Genomic DNA, 16609 nt, shown 5'->3' with positions numbered 1-16609 from the left:
GTTCCGCGAGGATTGCGGTTTGGTAGCCCAGGCCGGTGCCGATCTCGAGCACCGCCTCGTGTGGTTGGAGAGCAAGGAGATCGGTCATGAGCGCGACGATGAATGGCTGCGAGACGGTTTTGTCGAAGCCGATCGGCAGTGGCATGTCCTGGTAGGCATAAGGCGCGACCGAGCTTGGCACGAAGAGATGGCGCGGCACCCGCTGCATCGCTGCCATCACCCGTTCATCGAGCGCCGCCTTGCCGAGCTCTTCGCTTGCAAGGTCGGTATGGATTGCAATCATCTCGACCATGTGCCTGCGTAGCACCGCCAGATGCTCTTCGTTCATTGGCTTCATGACCGTCAGGCTTTCTTAAACCAGGCTTGCTGCCAGTTAGGCTTATATCCTGTTCGTCACAGCAACGCCCCACCATCGTTCCAGTTGCCGGTGGCACACGGCGACCGGAGGCAATTTTGGCGTTGGCTGCGGCGCGTCCGAGATTTGGATAGTGGCCGAGCGCCTTCGCGACCTCGGCGCTGGCGCGGTTGCGCCCGGGGCTGAACGATCCTTGCCCCGATGATCAGCGTTGTCGGCACGACTCGTGGATCACACGTTGGGTGAAGATCATGTCCGAGGTTCGAGCCTGGTTCCAAGCTACCATCTCCTTGCCCTCGTGCGGGAACCACGCGTTGACCTCTGCCTTGCCGTTCGGCCGTCGTGGTCGAATCACCATCAGCTAAATGTGATAGGCGTCGTGGTGCCCATGTTCAATGCCGAGAGAACCATTCTCGCGACGCTGACCAGCATCTGCCAGCAGAGCCACCAGGCGCTGGACATTATCGTAGTGGATGACGGGTCGACGGACCGGTCCGCGTCGATCGTGGCCGCCTATGCCGAGCAAGATCGGCGTATACGCCTTTCAGGCAGCCGAACGCGGTTGTTGCGCACGCACGCAACAGCGGCGCCGCTGCCACCGATGCGGAGTTTCTAGCGTTCGTGGACGCGGATGATCTTTGGGCTCCATCCAAAATCGCACTGCAACTGCGCGTCCTGCAGGAAGGAGGCTCGTCAGTTGGCCTGGCATATTGCTGGTTTGCGGAGATCGACGAGGACGGTCGGATATTTTCAGTCGCTCCGCATTCGAGCGGGCAGGACAGTTTGATCCTTCCCTGAGGGCGAGGAACGCACAAGGCTGCGAAGATCTTCTAATGTGCCTCAGAATAACGGAGTATTACGAGTTTCGTGTCGTGCCCCAACATCTGTGGGTACCGGAGGACGATCGGCAACATGTCGAGCGATGTCATGCAGATGTTTCGTTCGGATGAAATTGTCCTAGCCGAGTTTCGCGAGAAATATCCGCAATTTGGGAGCGATCTCAATGCCCATCTGCTTGACACGATCAATGGGCTTGCCGTGAGGGCTTTGATTCAAGGGCGGCCTTCCGCAGCCTGGTACCTGTCGAAGAAGCTCGTTGTCCTGGAGCCGCGCACGGCCATTTCACGTCTGCCTCACACGGTCGACGTCTGCTGCCGGGGGCTGGTTCCTCGCTGGATCAAAGTTCGAGTGAACCGGATGCGAAACGCCGAGTCTCGGCCTCTTTATGAAAAGATTTATCTGGAGAGGTGAGCGCGTCCCTGTTCGGACGTACCGAGCCGGAGCTGTTGAAGCTAGATGTTTGATGCCAGGCTTTGGCGGCGCACGCGGCAATCACGTCACTGCCCGGAACCTGAGCAGCACCAGAACGATCTTGGCCCGGACCACATTTCCATAGGACACGTGCAATTACGCGCCGCCTCTATACAATATTTAATTGTTTAATTCGCGACCGCCGCTCCTGGTGGGACCTTCAGCGTAATTGTGATGGTGTCACCCGGAGCAAGCAGAGTATCTTCAGTCGCCTCGGTCGTCGCTGCCCGTCCGTCAGTGGAGCGGGTTACACCGATCGTAATTCGGTCCCCTTCGCCTACAAGGTCGCTGCGCATCTGCATCACGTAGGCGATTTGTTTGGTCAATGAATCCATCTCGGCGCGCATTTGGTTCATCGCCGCGCGTTCAGTCTGCAAGTCAGCCAACAGGTCGATTCGACCCTGGTCGATAAACTTATCAAGACTGCGCTGCAAATCCCCTTGGTCGCGTTCAAGTCGAGCGATCTCAGCGCTGGTTTGCAAAGCGCGGGTCGCTGACAAGAGCACTGCGCGTTGAGCATTGTTGACGCTAGTGATCTGGACCAGACCTTTTTCGAAGAGCTTCTTGAGGCGATCAAGTTCCGCCGCATCTGCGGCTGCGCCCGCTTGATCCGCCTTCTGCTGCTCCTTCAGGTAGCCCATTCGTTCCGCCGCCTTGGTTGTGGCCAACTTAATCGAAGCGCGCTCCTTCTCCTGATCCGCATAGACAGCTTCAAGATGCTTCCCCTCCTGCTGCAAAGCTTCGTCGCGACGAGGTTCGAGGCTCGGGTCACGTTCTGCGTCCGGAACCTCAATCGCTCTGGCGCCGCTCAGCTGCGCCTCTATTCGAGCAGCTTTGATTTCGCTTTCCTGGTACTTGATGCGCAGAATGTGGAGGCGGCCGCCCAGGTCCGCTGCTGTCATTTCAGGGTTTTCAAGCTCACCGCGACCGAGCTGGTAGCCGCCGCCAGCCGCCACAGCTTGTCGGACAGTCATTCCTGGTCTGAAGGCCTGAGTGCCAGGAGAGGCAATGTCCCCGTCAATATAGACGGGTCGGTATTCCTCAATATCAACTACAATCTGATCCGGGTAAAACCCAGTCCAAGTCTCAGTGCCGTCGGCGGATCGTTGCGGAAGGGATTTTGGTTTTAAAACCTCAATTACCTCCTTGCGAACATCCTCTATTGTCTTCCCGAGAACGTTTAGGGGGCCTAGGGCCGGCAACACGATTACACCGCTTTGGTCGATCACAGCTCGCTTTTGCATCTCGGGATAGCCTATGACAGCGAAGCCGATCACGTCGCCAGTCTGCAGGCGGTACTCGCCGACATTGTGCTCTTCTGCTAGGGCAAGGCCATTCGACGGAATCGCGTATGCAAACAACAAAAACATGCATGCGAGCGCAGCGCAGCTGCCTGCCCGCATCCAGCGCACCGATCTATTCAACATTCGCTTTCACCCCGCAATGCTTGAGCATGACATCGACGCAGACCTTTCTCACAACGCCATTCCTTTGAGGCGAATTTACGCTCTGAACAACGGCGACAAGGCAGACGATGTTTCGAGATCGGCCCACTCTGATTATCATCCGGCTGGAAGAATACAACTATCCGGCGGCCGCCGCGACCGCGGCGATCATGGTTTTGCCATCGTTCGCGATGCTCCTGGTCGTCAATCTGGTGCAGTCGTGGAGCCGCAAACGCTATGGCTGACGTCACCATCGTGTCGCCGATCGGAAGCGACACCGCCGGCCAGCGAGCAGCCGGTCGCGCGCTACCTGCTGATGGCAGTCGCGTTCGTCTTCCTAGTGGCCTGAGCGGCATTGGCCCGCCTGAGGCGCGGCCGCCATATCCGCCGCTCCGCTAAACACGGAAGCTGCGCGGTGGACACACCAACGTCGAAGCCATCCCATTTTGCTCAGCTTGGCGCACACAACTCGACTCAGCCTCTGCCTAAATCCAGATCGCATGGCATGGCCAGTCCGTGTGGCAAACCTCTCTTGGCCGCCGAACGGGAGTTGGTCGCGCCTGGAAGCAAGCGTACCGGCACAGGGTGGGGCGTATTTATTCGCGCATGCTAATATATCGGTCGCTCTGACCCGTTCCGGTATGTTATGATGGTTAACGCGCTGAGGCCTGGATAGCCAAGGAGCGCGTCACGCGGCTACGAGTGGGACGGCGATGTCGTTTTTGCTTTTTTTGCGAGGCCTTATCATAGTACTGTTGGCATTCGCCATCAGTACATATTTGCTCACCGCCTCCCTCTGGAGCACGTTTGTCCAAACGTTAATTTGTGGGATCTTGATGCAGATTGGGTACTTTGTTGCTGTCATGCTGCTAGTGTGGCGCTCGGTCTCCAAACAATCGGTGACTCCCTCGGTCTCCAAAGAATCGGTGACTCCGAAGTCACACATCGCGCGATGAGTCCGAAAGGGGGCAACTGCCGAGCCACTTAGTAAGTGAGGCGGGCCACTCTCCGCCTTTATAGGCTCTGGCTGCTAGAGTAGGACGATCAGCAAGATGACACCCCACACCACGAAACAAAATGTGACTGCAACCTGTCTCATTCGGGCAGCGGAGAGGCTTTCCGCGAGGCGCCAGATGCGCGCAGGACCCTTGCGGCGATCGTTATCGCGCGTCAGTGATCGACGAGCCATTCCTGTTTCCTGCAGGACAGGCTCAACCGGAGCCCGGAATCTCTTGCTCAGATGTTTTGCCATTTGGCAATACGACTCAATTTTCTTCCTCAATTGGAGCTTACTACATGCAGCGGAATTGCGGCAGTCGGAGCATGGGCCGCGTGAGGTTTCGTTTTATTGCATCGAGGTTAGGAGTTGCGCCTTTGGCGAAGAGCGGGCTGATGCCCGCCCCGAGCGGTGTGCCCTGTGCTCCGCGGGCGTCGATACTGAATTTGCAGACATTTAGTCAGATGATGTGGTATGGTGTTTATCACTACCAATGCGCTGCCAGTCTCATGCCACGGGTTTGAAGGCTTATGCTCCGCGAAGTTGAAAAGCACCCGGATTCTGCCTTCACATTCGGCGATCCTCAGTGGGGAACGATTGATCTCGAAACACTCGTGGCGGCAGCGCGACGGCAGTTGAGGTTCGTCCTTACATGCGCGCTCACAGGACTTGTGCTGGGGCTGGCGTATCTTTGGGCCGAGGTGCCCTTGTACGAGTCGACGGCCAGAATCCTGATCGACAAGAACCAGCCATCCGTCGTGACGAAGTTAACAGAGAGCGGAAGCTCCACACAGCTTGACCCGATGATGCTGAGTCAGGTCGAATTGTTGCTTTCCGACCGCATCGGGCTAAAGGTCGTTGACAGCCTCGGTCTTGCTACCGATCGCGCTTTCTTGTCAGCGCCATATTCATTGCTCAACAGTCTCACAGGATCGGTCGCTCGGTGGCCATTCATCGGCAGTTCCGAAGCAAGCGGAGCGCCGGTGAAATCGAGTGCCGCGGGAGGATCCGATCCTCGATGGCAGGCATTTGGCATTCTGGCTGAGAATATTACGGTAGCTCGTGTAGGGCTTTCTTACATTCTGGAGGTCCAATTTCGGTCGCCTAGCGCCGAAATGGCGCGAAAAATAGCCAGTAAGTATGCAGAAATCTATATTTCTGACCAAGTCGGAGCCAAAGACGAGTCGATTGTCCGAGCTCGCGGCGCACTGGCGGAAGAGCTCGAGACGGTGCGGAAGCGATCGGTCGATGCCGAGCTCGCAATCCACAGGTTCCGAACAGACAATACGCTGACCAAGGAAACGCTGGTTACCTTGCGCCAGCTCGAACTTGAGGCGTCCTCTCTCAAGTCGCAATATGAACAGGTCCTCCAGCAGTACCAAGCGAGCCTGCAGAACCTTTCGGTGGCGTTGACGGAGGCGCGGACTATCTCGGAGGCACCAACCCCCAGCAGACCGAGTTCTCCGAACAGCAGTCTTACGTTGGCGTTCTGCGTCGGGCTCGGCGGCATGGTTGGCGCCGGTGTGGGCGGAATTCGGGAGTACCGGGAGCGCTTTTTCCGCACGACGGCTCAAGTGCGCGATGAGCTCGGACTTCAGACGCTCGGAATGATCCCATTACTGGACGGGAAGCCAATTCGCCGAAACAAGCACGATCGTGCGGCTGGAGAGCCGTCATTCATCGAGGTGGGGAACAGCGCTTTCAACTGGGTAGAGCAACATCCGCGCTCGGAATTCGCTGAAGCGATGCGAACTGTGAAAGTCGCTGTTGACGTCGAGTTACCAACGAAGAGCACCAAGGCGCTCGGCATCGTTTCTTGCCTCCCGGGAGAAGGGAAGTCTCTGGTCGCTGCTAATTTAGCGATGGTTCTTGCTATGCAGCGTTGTAAGACGTTGTTGATCGATGCCGATATCCACAATCCGGGCTTGTCCCCTATGTTAGCCAACGGCTGGGAACGAGGTCTGGCCGACTTGTTGGCTGGAGAACTCAATCCGAGAGACTTGCTGGCCCATCAGTCATTGCCATTGAGGTTCCTGCCCGGCGTGAACCAGAGCCAACAAAAGCTCGCAAACACCGTGCAGCCTATCGAGAAAATGGGCGACTTTCTGCTCAAGGTCGGCCCTATGTTCAATTACGTCGTCGTTGATTTGCCCCCGTTGGCTCCAGTCGCGGACGTGAGGTCCTTTGTCCAGCACCTCGACGGCCTTGTTCTGGTTGTTGAATGGGGTGTGACCGCTCGTACATTCGTGCGCGAAATTCTCAACAACAACCCGATCCTGGCGGATAAATGCATCGGCGTTCTGCTCAACAAGGTCGATATCAAAAGAATCAAGCGGTACCAAAAGTTCGGCAGTGCCGAATTTTACAGTGAACGTTATCATCAGTATTACCAGGCCTAATGCATGTCGCGCAAAAGTGTGCAGCGGTTTTGCGATAACGACATGCATAAAACAACAACCTAAAGCGCGTCGCATGAGGCCGATCAAACGCGACGCGCTTTAGTTGTGGAGCAGGCATTGTTTTGTCTTGAGCGGCTTTGACGAACAAACTTCGTCCGGGCTTATCCGCGCGAGACGCAGGAGATGGTGTTCGTCGGCAAGGACCGGCGATACATCGTCGCTTCCTCCAGCCGGTGGGCTGCGCGCTGGCATCGGACTGGGAGGAGGGCCAGGTCGAGAACCATGTCGGACAGGTGGGATGCCGAGCAGTCAGAATTCACGATCGGCCCGGCTATCCTGGTCGCCAGTGCTTTGCCGGTCCTTACATTCCGCCACCCAACACCGCCGTGGCGCGGACGCGCAAAGCATCCTGCGAATAGGCTTCCAGCATATCGTGTCGTGCCTGTATTCCGATCTCTTTGCGAAGCGTTTCATCGCCCGCGAGCACTAACACTTGGGTCACCGCCATCTCCGCTGAGGGCACAGTAAGCTTCAGCATATTCTCTCCATGCTTGCCGTAATCCCGGATACCGCCGACGTCGGTCGCGATAATCGGAAGGCCGGCAAGCATCGCCTCGGCGACGACGATGCAGAACCCTTCCGTATCGGACAGATTGATGAACATGTCACGATCGCAGGCTAGCTCGGACCAGCACGCGACATAGCCATGGAAATGCACGCGATCTCCAATGCCGAGCTCATCCGCCTTCCGCGAAAGCGCCTGCCGTTCCGGCCCGTCGCCATAAAGATCGAGGCTTGCAGAAACGCCGCGGTCTTGGAGCATTCGGATGGCCTCGATCAGGCGGTCAAAGTTCTTTAGCGCGATAAGCCGTCCGGCAGCAGCAAGGCGCACGGGTGTGTGAAGCGCGTAATCGCGCTTGTGGCTGGAAGCCTCATCGGCGCAAAACAAAGGCACGATATGCGAGCGGCGCCTGCGCGGCAGGAAGTATGCTTGCGTCTCCTGCAGCGTACTTTCGCAATCAGCCCAGATTTCGTCAACGCGCCAGGACAGGGCCTTGAGCACAGGGCCATAAATGCCTGCGGCGCGCCGGGAGCGGTAGCGGGTAGTGTGTTCGAATGAAACGCAGTGCAACCGAGGAGCAAACATCGCAACAAGCCGTCCCAGCAGATTGGCCTGCTTGAGCGACAACGCAACCATATCCGGCCGCCACTCCCGGATGAGGCGCAACATTACAAAGAACGTGCCCACAAAGGTGCGCAAGGAAGGCTCTTCACTCTGCGACGTCAGGATAACATTGTGCTCTCCGATCTTTGCGGCGATTTCATCGGCAAGAGCCCCGCGACCACGGCAAAAGGCGAGAATCTTCAGCTCGTGGCCGCTGAAAAATCCTGCTTGCAGCAAGGTGAGTAGCCCATGCTCGGCGCCACCGGGATCGAATCCGTTGATGAAGTAAAGAATTCGCATGTGATAGTGAAGCGCTCCGATTCTCTTGCACCTCGTATTTACTGTCGCAACTAACAACCCGATCTTGTGTGGAATTCTCCTGCGCTTGTGGTGAGGGCTCAGTGGTGGGGTCTGGAAACCTTTCAAATTCTTACCCGCGTTAAGAGAGACTTGGCGACCGCGGAGAGCTCTGATTTCGCCTCCGTTATGGTCCTGTGTCGCGGTACAGAATTAATCGCTACGAAAGGATTCCAGGGCTGCCGCCTGAGATGCTCGAACTCTCGCCATTCGGCCAGCATCTTTAAGAGCCGTCAGCAAAGTCTTTGCGCAAGGCGCGGTAGAACAATAGCTTGGCTGCACGGCGCACCTGCGGATCCATGCCCCTCGGCAGGGCGCAAAGAAAAAAGTAAACGTACACCCGCCATGACAATGGATCGTGCCACATCGCGCGAATGAGCAAGCGCGCTCCGCGTTTCTTTTCGCCTTGAGCCACGCAATCATTGCCCGCCTTTGCGTACAAACGCCCGTTGCGCCGACGCGCGAAGTGCGTAAGTTCCGGCCGTCGCATGACCCATTCTCGCGTGAGGCGTTCGGCTACCGGCAGAAGCGCGTCGAGCCTGCGGGTTATGTTCGAGCCATGGCGCCGTTTATAGACGAGTGCTTCGGCCACATGTTGAAATGTCCAACGCTCGGCTGCACGCATACAAAACTCTGTATCCTCTCCAACCCTGAATGCCTCGTTGAACAACCCGATATCTTCGACCATCTCCCGCCGCATAACCATACTGGAAGGAATAATCGGCCCATCAAGCAGAAAATATGTCGGCAGCGTATCGCATTGGTCCGCGCGATAGCGGCGCACGGCGACGTGTAGAGCATCGGACAGATCCGGAGCGGAAAAATCGACAAAATCGCCATAGACAAGACCTGCCTTGCAGCCATTGCCCAAGGCGGCTAATTGACGCTCAAGCTTGTCCTCGGCCCAGAAGTCATCGCCGTCGAGAATCGCAATAAGATCGCCGGCAGCATGTCTGATGGCAAGATTCCTCGCCGATGGAAGCCCGATACCCGCCGTCGTCAGGACATGTACGCGCGGCTCCCTGCGACGCAGCGATGCAATCACTTCCGACGAGCCGTCCATCGAGCCATCATTGACAATGATGATCTCTTTGATGTGGCTCGACGCGGTCTGATTAATCACGCTTTCCACTGCCTGCACGATGAAGCGTTCTTCATTGTGACATGTCATGATAACCGAAACACTCATCTCGTGTTTCCTGGCAAGGGGCTCCCGAGAAATCGAGGATGTCTCATGCTCCTGGGGTGGCTCCTCCGCACCCTAAATGATAGGCAAAGTCCGTGCCGCGTCAATTCAGGCAGGAGCGAGACAAGACTCAGCGTGACGAAAGCTCGTGTGCCGGAGGCTTCTGTTCCAACGTAAAAGGCGCAAGGAACAAGGAGCACGAGGGGCAGAAGCCGTGCCTGGGCCGCTCCGATCAATCCGTGAGAAAGGGCCCAGCTTAGAGTACGGCTTAAGCGAAACCATGCAGCAATCCATATGAGAATATAGAGACTGAGCCCTATGATGCCGTTCTCGGTGAGGATGCGTTGAAACTCGCCATGTATCCCCAGCCGCAACTCGTCAGGAAGTCCGCCGAAATCCGTCTCGATAATATTCTTGAATTGGTTCGTACCCACGCCCATCAGTGGATGTTCGGAGATGAGTTGTCTGGACAGAGTGAAAGCAAACGCGCGCTGGACATTGCTCGGCGTGTCTCCAGGGGCATATTTCCCCGTCGCTGCCAGGTATTCGTGTTGACCCATGCTCAGCGGATGGAGGATGGTCTGCAACTGCTTTCCGACATATGAGTTTTCCACTGTGGTCGCCAGCACGAAAAGACCCACGAAGCCGACGGCGATCGCCGGTACAATCGCAGCGAGCCGTCCGCGCATCAGTAGCGCAGCAGTCAGAAAGAGATAGATCAATAACGCCTTGCGTTCCCCAGATAGCGCGAGCAGGGGAAGTATCCCTGCCCATGCAAGCCAAAGGGTGCGCCGCTTGGCCCGATTGGAGAAGATGAGGAGCCCCGCGAGCGCAATTGGAACGAAGCTGAACGCGAGCTTCGGATCGAACAGATGCTTCCAGCCGACCAAGTAGCCATGGGCGACATGCCAGGTGATCGTATAGGCGAGGATCAACACCATGCCGAAAAGCAAGATGTTGACGGCCTTGTGCGTGTCGACCCGGCTGGCCTCCTGTGCCAGGGCGAACGCAAAGGCGCCCACAGCGAACATCTGCAACAGCTCGCGCAGGCCATTCTCTGCGTCCACGCTGAAGGCCGAGACCATGTGCCAGCCCAGGAAGGGCAGGAGCAGTAGAAAACCGGCTGAAAAAGCCAATCTTCGCCAACGCCCCGTCGCCAGGCCAATCAAGAGCGTCAGCAATGCGATCAGCTCGAACGGACGCAGCAATACAAGATTCGTCTCGAGCCTGATTGGCAGTAAGAGGCTCAGTGCCGCGAATGTGAGAAGATAACGCATCACAGCTCTCTCGCGGGGGGCGATCTTTCTTTAGCATGTTCTCTTCCCCGGAAACAGAACTTATTGGATGTATCAATGCCAGCCCGCGGAAAAACACTTTACCCTGCTCCAGCCGACGACCTCATCGTTCCGCCCGCTGTGGCAGTCGCATATCGAAGAGGTTTCCGCCTGTTGGGAAAACTCATCCTCCTCGGCTGCGGGGAGGCTTACTGGTGGCAGAGCTCATCAGCAGTCCGACGAAAGTGATGACGCATCCTGGGACGCGTGGTCGATGCGTTCTAGCCGACGGTCTCGCTTTCCGGGGTCCAGGCTTCTGGCTGGTCGAGCACAGAGACCGCGCGAACATGGCAGCGAATCTTATGCCCGACATCCCGCGAGCTGAGCTCATAGCTTGTGCCGGTTTCGCCCACGATCGGAACGCCGTCACGATACCATAGACACTCTATTTGCGACGCAATAACGTTCGGTACGACGGTCAGCGCCTGGCCCGGTGAGGTCTGGCCCGAGAAGGCCGGCAATGCGCTGAAGGCCGTCGGGACCCTAGCTAGATCCGTTTCCGTCTGCCGGACCCTTATATAGTCAATCACCATGTCATACGTCTGCGACGGGTTCGGTTGAGCGCGACCCTTTTTTTCATGGTAGGCGAAATCCACCATGATGTATTTTTTCGCTGCGAGTTCCGGTGTCGTCGGAACGCGCGCTACTTCATAGCCGTCGATCACGAAATACGTGTAATCATCCTCGATCTGCGCGTACCAAGTATGAAATTCGCCATCGTATATGTCGATCGTCGCGGGAAAGCCATTCGATGGGTCGACTTGATAGCCGGCGATTTTCCGGTGCACGCCACTTGGCGTGATATGTGGATCTGCATAGCCGAGTCTGGGTTTGTGCACGTGCTGGCTGATGTTGATATAGGCCCCGTTGAGACCGTCATATTCCCAAAAGTCCGTCTCAAGACGATTGCGCGTCCGCCAGAATAGTTGCTCCTTCCCATACGCCCAGAAAGCAGGAAAAAATCCCGGGCGGGGCGCGAGTATCTTCGGCAGTCTGGCGCGGATCTCAAAGATTCCCTTTCCCCAACACCGCCCCTGGCCATTGTTGTTCACGGAAGAGAACGCACCTGTTCGCCAACGGCCCTTGTGCAAGAGCCGGAGCGTCAGCGTGTGGCTGGTGGCGTCGTGCACATAGGAGGAGGGCGACCCCGAGATGCGCTGAGTCTGGGCGTCAACACCGACGGTCGTCAGATGGGTCGGCGCATACCAGATGCTGCTTTGCTCGCCTGTGGAATCATCGACAACCGAGTTGGATTCGAAGTCGTCAAAAAAAACCGTTGTGTAAGCGCGGATCGGCGGCGCCGCCTCACCACGATGAGCATATCGCCGCTCTTTGCCGATGGCTGCCCAGGACGCCCACGAGGCTGCATCGAACGCATAACGTGCCGGTTTGTCATTCGCATCCACGGCTGAAGGAGGGCTCTGGCGATAGGGATGATCGTCGGGCAGGTCGGCTTGCCGGCCGGCGCGCCACATGCCCCATCCCATCAGCTTGTCGATCTGCGAGTCATTTAGTTCGCTTTGCCCGATGATGACGCAATCGATTGCGACATCGGCCCTCATCGGATTGTTCACATCGCCCATGAAGCTCTGCGATTTCATCCGGTTGGGCGCCAATGCATAAATCGTCTGGCCGGCCGTCTTGACCCCATTCACCACAGCCTGCATCACGAACCCGCGGCGGTACCCGACCATGACATTCCAGTCGCCAAAATCCGTCGAGCATTGCCCTTCCTCGCTCTTGAGCTTGCCGTCATGGAGCCGCGAAACGAATGTGCCGGCCGAGGGCTTGAAACCGACCTGGGGCTGGCGATGCACCGGGCCACCCTCCGCGCCATTGACGCAAAGAACGGAAACGTTTTCCGCGTCGGCATTGATCGCCGAATTGCACCGGGCGATCACGAGCCACCAGCGGTGAAGATACGGGGCATCGTTATCGGCGGGCCAAGTCAATGCCTGTTTCGTGCCCTTCTTGAAGAGAACGCCGCCGTTATTCGGAAGCTTTGTCGGGCGCAGGGAGGGCTCGGCCTGCATCGCAGCCACCGGCTTCACGCCGCCCGATTTCCATGAGGAGACTTCGCCTTCGGCCAAATCCTCCTGAAACCAGGATTTCACAATCATTTCCGGGAACAGACCAGGATGCCAGGAGTGAGCTTTCGGCTGCGAGCCTTGCGCCGGACCGGCGGCGCGAGCATCCCGTCCTGGGCGACCGGACGCCGTCAGCACAAGGGCGGCGCATGCGGCCCGCGCCAGATCTCGGCGAGAGATGCGGTTGGCCATTATCGTGTGCCTTACTTATCTCACGTCGCGCCAATAGTCGCTGGTTTCGGGGTAAGACTCCACCATGGACACCTGTTATCCATTATCGCGCTTCTCCTCACAAGCTCCGCAGCATATCATAAGGGTTTCCGGTTGGCTTCAGCGACAACAAGGGAAAGTAGGTCGCACGCCTCATCCGATATGGAGAAAGAGATGCTGACCGCTGATAGGATCGGTGCCTTGTCTCCCACCAGGCCGGAGAAAGCTCTTCCGCCCAATGCGCTTCTATTGAATTGCTTTGGCCGGGGTGGGTCAAGCGAAGCTGCGGATAAGGTTGGATGAAGCACCCGATCACATCGCACCAGATGTCAACACCCGAGCGGTTGCCCGCCTCGATCATTCAGAGCGACAGCGGATTTGGACAGGCAACCGCGGAATTGTTCGGCTATGGAGCCGACAACTTCTGACCCGTTCGCTCAAACTAGCCGTAAGGAAGCTTTAGCCAATTGTCCTGGCCACATTCACCACCGCCTGCGACCCCCGCCACCAGCCCGCGCTGGACTACAATCTTCGTCTTTTCACATTCTCTTAATCAAGCAGCGCCCGGTTCCACGGATCGTAGTTAACTATGTTGGCGCTCGGCACAGCGTTGATATATTCGCTCCCCTATTATACCATCCGTCGAGCCAATGAGGCGCGCGATAATCTCGATACAAACGCCTCGCTTGCATCAAGCGAGAATTCGCTTTCCCGACTTCATAGCGTTTGACCTGCCCCTGAATTTTCATCCGGCTGCAATTAGAGCCTCGGCGGGTTTTACGCCGTATGGCGCGGGGTGAGCAACGGACGATCGGCGGAGCTGGTCGGGGTTGCGCAGCCGATCGTCCGTTGCGGTGAGATTGGCGGCATAGGCCGCAGGCGTGATGTATCCGATCGCAGAATGTGGGCGCGATCGGTTGTAGTCGTCGGCCCATTCGGCGATCGTCGTTCGGGCATGGTCGAGGCCGAAGAACAGGGTTTCGTTCAGGAGCTCGTCGCGCATACGGCCGTTGAAGCTCTCGCAGAAGCCGTTCTGCATAGGGGCAGGTCAGCTGTATTTGATCCACCGGCCACTGCTTGCGTTACACCCCCTTTCCGGGATATATTAGCGCCGGAACTTTCAGCATCTACCTAGCAACCCTTGCCGTGGTGATGGCCATCGCCTTTGTCTTCGCCCAGTTGTTCGAAGCTCCGGGGTCATCCATCAAGCTGTATTTGCGAGGCATGTTTTCGGATCGCCCTAAAACTCAAGTCGTGCAGGCGGTGAACGTGTCGGAGCCGGAGGCGATGAGTCAGAACGTCCAGCCTGCTAACAGGCAAGTAACACTGGCCCCACTCTCGAGCCTCGAATTGGACTGAAAAAAAGTCGTTGGCGCGCAGTACGACAAGACCCCCCAAATAACAACTCCCGATTATTAACGATTATGAAGATTGCCTTAGTTGACGCAACCGATCGAGCCGGCCTTGCGGTGTGTCGATCCTTGGGTCAAGCCGGGCACGATATTACACACGTGCAGTTTGGAAACAACAAGAGAGTAGCCGATTTATCAAGGTATTGTCGCAATCGGGTTGCAATCGGAAACCCCAATATTGATTTGCCTCGATCAGCATTAAATCTTGCAACGGCACTTGGAGATATTGATTATGTTATTCCTATAACAGATGGCGCTGTTGAACTTGTATACTATGCTCGTGACAATATAAAAACTACGATACTAGGCCCTCCATTCTGCTCTCTTCAGAAGGCAAAGAACAAGCTCGCCGCGATTTCCTTGGTAGCGCCTTGGTTGAAGGCCCCGCCAACGTCGCTGGTTCCGCCTAACGGCGACATTTCTGGAATCGAATTCCCCTGCTTTGCCAAGCCAATCTTCTCGTCTCACATTGTTGACGATCGACTGATCGGAACATCGGTCTCTTTCGTCAAGACAGCTAATGAGCTAGAGCGCAAGATCAGAGACACGCCTGTGCCTCTTTTGATCCAGGAGCCCATCTCGGGCCCGGGCGCAGGGATAAACTTCGCCTCATATCAGGGACAGCTTCTCGGTGTCTCCGTCACGGAACGGCTGCACGAGCCGGGCTATGGTGGCGGGAGCTCTTACAGGCGCTCTGGGAAAGTAACAGACCTTATTATAGAGGTTGCTAGCGGCCTTAGCGCTGCCCTGGAGTGGACGGGCGTGATGATGATTGAATGCAAGCGCCACGATGGAGAACTTTACCTGATGGAGTTAAATTGTCGTCCTTGGGGTTCGTTCAATCTCTCCCTCTTTGCCGGCGCGGATTATCCCACCTTAGTTTTGAACGCCTTTCAGGGTATGGGAACCGGTGAACTTGTGGTGGCGCGTGAAAACGTTTTCGCAAGGCACCTAAAGAAGGACATTGGCTGGGTTCTTCGAAATCCCCAGAAACTATTTCATTGGCTCGCTTCTTTCCGAATGGTGTTCTCTGGGACAGAGCAATTCGACGTTGAGCGATTATCAGATCCTTTGCCAGGAATGTATCAGTTTGTCAGTGCAGTTGGTCCCTTGTACTCAAAAGCCGTCCTTCGCCTTCCGCATCGGACGGAGCGCCATGCGATTGATGTGTCCAAAGGGGTGGTATTTATCTGCAAGGGCAATGTGAATCGCAGCGTTGTGGCCGCCTATGTTGCCAATCAATTGGGCATTCCGGCCAAATCGGGATGTTTACTGACAAGGTCCGACCGGCGCGCTTCAATTGAAGTCGAAAGGTATATCGAAGGAACTCTTGGCACGAGCGCAGCGGGTCACCGTACGACAGTTCTGGAGCGTGCGATCTCGGGAGCAGAGAACGTCGTGGTATTCGAAAGTCGCCATGTCAACGAGGTCCGTAGAAGGGTCCCGCGCCATAACGTATTTCTGCTGAGTGAACTCGCTGGAGAAAGCGGAGATGTGGCGGACCCGGACGGCAGGTCCTCAGACGTTTATGAAGAGTGTTTTCGCCGAATAACCGATCTGGTGAGGAAAGCGTTTGGCTAAACTCGTGATCAGGGTGGACGATATCCACCCAAGAATGAAGTGGGCAACTTTCATGCGCTTCGTCGAAGGATTGTCGCGCCGCGGCTTCACGGCCACACTTGGTGTTATCCCGGAGTGCATGGACGCCCAGCTTTGCCACGATGCCCCGAGGAAGGAATTCTGGGATACGATACGCCAGCTTTCCACCGAGGGATGGATAGTTGCACAGCATGGGTACAGGCACGTCTACGACATCAGCCACGCCAACTACCTTGGCATCAGAAATCGAAGCGAGTTCGCAGGTCATCCGCTTGACATACAGGCCGAAAGACTTGCGGCGGGAGCCGAAATATTGCTTGCCGAAGGGCTAAGGTCCGACGTGTTCATGGCACCTTGGCATACATTCGACAACACTACTCTAAAAGCTTTGGAGCGCACTGGCTTCCGTTATGTTACCGATGGCTACGGCTTTTGGCCATATTCGGAGGGTGAACTTACAATGGTTCCGCAGCTATTCGCGCGACCGCACGGGTGGCGATTCGGCGTCTACACGTCATGCATCCATCTTGATGGAATGTCCGATGTAGAAATCGAAAGGATGGTAGGGGGTCTGCAACGCTTTGAAGTGGTCAGTCTGTATGAGGCTGCCAAGCTGCCGCGGCCGCTGACTATGTCTGTTCTGTCCCGGCACGCTACCAAAACCGCTATCCTTGCTCGTCGGTTGGTTCGGGATCAGATCAAAAAGGTACGCGCGGCAGTGCAGCCAACCCGCTAGAGCATCGGACGTTCAA

General features: G+C 56.7%; 13 protein-coding genes and 4 pseudogenes. 10 read left to right on the top strand and 7 right to left on the bottom strand.

What is annotated here, in order from left to right:
- On the bottom strand, positions 1–337 hold a 337-nt coding region (locus NMG70_RS01960), incomplete at its 3' end, for a protein-L-isoaspartate O-methyltransferase family protein (protein WP_436798329.1).
- A gap of 406 nt (positions 338–743) precedes the next feature.
- On the opposite strand from NMG70_RS01960, the gene NMG70_RS01955 reads away from it, so the two are divergent.
- The 3 genes and pseudogenes from NMG70_RS01955 to NMG70_RS01945 all read left to right on the top strand — a co-directional run bounded on the left by NMG70_RS01955 (position 744) and on the right by NMG70_RS01945 (position 1606).
- Positions 744–971 (top strand): glycosyltransferase family 2 protein, encoded by a 228-nt coding sequence (locus NMG70_RS01955; protein ID WP_254022969.1) that lies wholly within the window; start codon positions 744–746, stop codon positions 969–971.
- Positions 962–1153, top strand: a pseudogene (locus tag NMG70_RS01950) (hypothetical protein); the annotation flags it as partial. The gene NMG70_RS01955 and the pseudogene NMG70_RS01950, both read left to right, overlap by 10 nt.
- 114 nt (positions 1154–1267) lie before the next feature.
- The gene (locus tag NMG70_RS01945; protein WP_254022967.1) at positions 1268–1606 is read left to right on the top strand and encodes a hypothetical protein; all 339 of its coding nucleotides are present in this window, start codon (positions 1268–1270) and stop codon (positions 1604–1606) included.
- 188 nt (positions 1607–1794) lie between these two features.
- Here NMG70_RS01945 and NMG70_RS01940 read toward each other — a convergent pair whose 3' ends face one another.
- The gene (locus NMG70_RS01940) at positions 1795–3036 is read right to left on the bottom strand and encodes a polysaccharide biosynthesis/export family protein (protein WP_254022966.1); all 1242 of its coding nucleotides are present in this window, start codon (positions 3034–3036) and stop codon (positions 1795–1797) included.
- A gap of 179 nt (positions 3037–3215) precedes the next feature.
- Between NMG70_RS01940 and NMG70_RS01935 the strand changes: the two are divergent.
- From NMG70_RS01935 to NMG70_RS33165, 4 genes and pseudogenes are all read left to right on the top strand, one after another.
- A pseudogene (locus tag NMG70_RS01935) lies at positions 3216–3356 on the top strand (molybdate ABC transporter permease subunit); the annotation flags it as partial.
- Positions 3357–3824: 468 nt separating this feature from the next.
- Positions 3825–4067 (top strand): exopolysaccharide production repressor protein, encoded by a 243-nt coding sequence (locus NMG70_RS01930; RefSeq protein ID WP_254022965.1) that lies wholly within the window; start codon positions 3825–3827, stop codon positions 4065–4067.
- A 571-nt stretch (positions 4068–4638) separates the two neighbouring features.
- Positions 4639–6507, top strand: coding sequence for a Wzz/FepE/Etk N-terminal domain-containing protein (locus NMG70_RS01925; RefSeq protein ID WP_254022964.1), 1869 nt, complete (start codon positions 4639–4641; stop codon positions 6505–6507).
- 141 nt (positions 6508–6648) lie between these two features.
- Positions 6649–6803: pseudogene (locus NMG70_RS33165) on the top strand (IS21 family transposase); the annotation flags it as partial.
- A gap of 65 nt (positions 6804–6868) precedes the next feature.
- Here NMG70_RS33165 and NMG70_RS01920 read toward each other — a convergent pair.
- From NMG70_RS01920 to NMG70_RS01900, 5 genes and pseudogenes are all read right to left on the bottom strand, one after another.
- Positions 6869–7972, bottom strand: coding sequence for a glycosyltransferase (locus tag NMG70_RS01920; protein ID WP_254022963.1), 1104 nt, complete (start codon positions 7970–7972; stop codon positions 6869–6871).
- Positions 7973–8252: 280 nt separating this feature from the next.
- On the bottom strand, positions 8253–9218 hold the full coding sequence (locus NMG70_RS01915) for a glycosyltransferase family 2 protein (protein ID WP_254022962.1): 966 nt from the start codon (positions 9216–9218) through the stop codon (positions 8253–8255).
- Positions 9215–10492: an O-antigen ligase family protein gene (locus NMG70_RS01910; protein WP_254022961.1), complete on the bottom strand. Its 1278-nt coding sequence runs from the start codon at positions 10490–10492 to the stop codon at positions 9215–9217. Before NMG70_RS01910 ends, NMG70_RS01915 begins: the two co-directional genes overlap by 4 nt.
- 278 nt (positions 10493–10770) lie before the next feature.
- Positions 10771–12828: a LamG domain-containing protein gene (locus tag NMG70_RS01905; RefSeq protein WP_254022960.1), complete on the bottom strand. Its 2058-nt coding sequence runs from the start codon at positions 12826–12828 to the stop codon at positions 10771–10773.
- Positions 12829–13591: 763 nt separating this feature from the next.
- Positions 13592–13888 (bottom strand): annotated as a pseudogene (locus NMG70_RS01900) (integrase core domain-containing protein); the annotation flags it as partial.
- A gap of 35 nt (positions 13889–13923) precedes the next feature.
- Between NMG70_RS01900 and NMG70_RS01895 the strand changes: the two are divergent.
- From NMG70_RS01895 to NMG70_RS01885, 3 genes are all read left to right on the top strand, one after another.
- Positions 13924–14205, top strand: a complete 282-nt coding sequence (locus tag NMG70_RS01895; RefSeq protein WP_254022959.1) for a hypothetical protein — start codon at positions 13924–13926, stop codon at positions 14203–14205.
- 152 nt (positions 14206–14357) lie between these two features.
- Positions 14358–15839 carry an ATP-grasp domain-containing protein gene (locus NMG70_RS01890; RefSeq protein ID WP_254022958.1) on the top strand — a complete coding sequence of 494 codons (1482 nt, stop codon included), beginning with the start codon at positions 14358–14360 and terminating at the stop codon, positions 15837–15839.
- Positions 15832–16593: a DUF2334 domain-containing protein gene (locus tag NMG70_RS01885; RefSeq protein WP_254022957.1), complete on the top strand. Its 762-nt coding sequence runs from the start codon at positions 15832–15834 to the stop codon at positions 16591–16593. Before NMG70_RS01890 ends, NMG70_RS01885 begins: the two co-directional genes overlap by 8 nt.
- Positions 16594–16609: the final 16 nt, after the last annotated feature.

This window comes from Mesorhizobium ventifaucium (assembly GCF_935822925.1).
Lineage (GTDB): Bacteria > Pseudomonadota > Alphaproteobacteria > Rhizobiales > Rhizobiaceae > Mesorhizobium > Mesorhizobium ventifaucium.
This window is presented reverse-complemented; position numbering and strand designations above follow the sequence as displayed.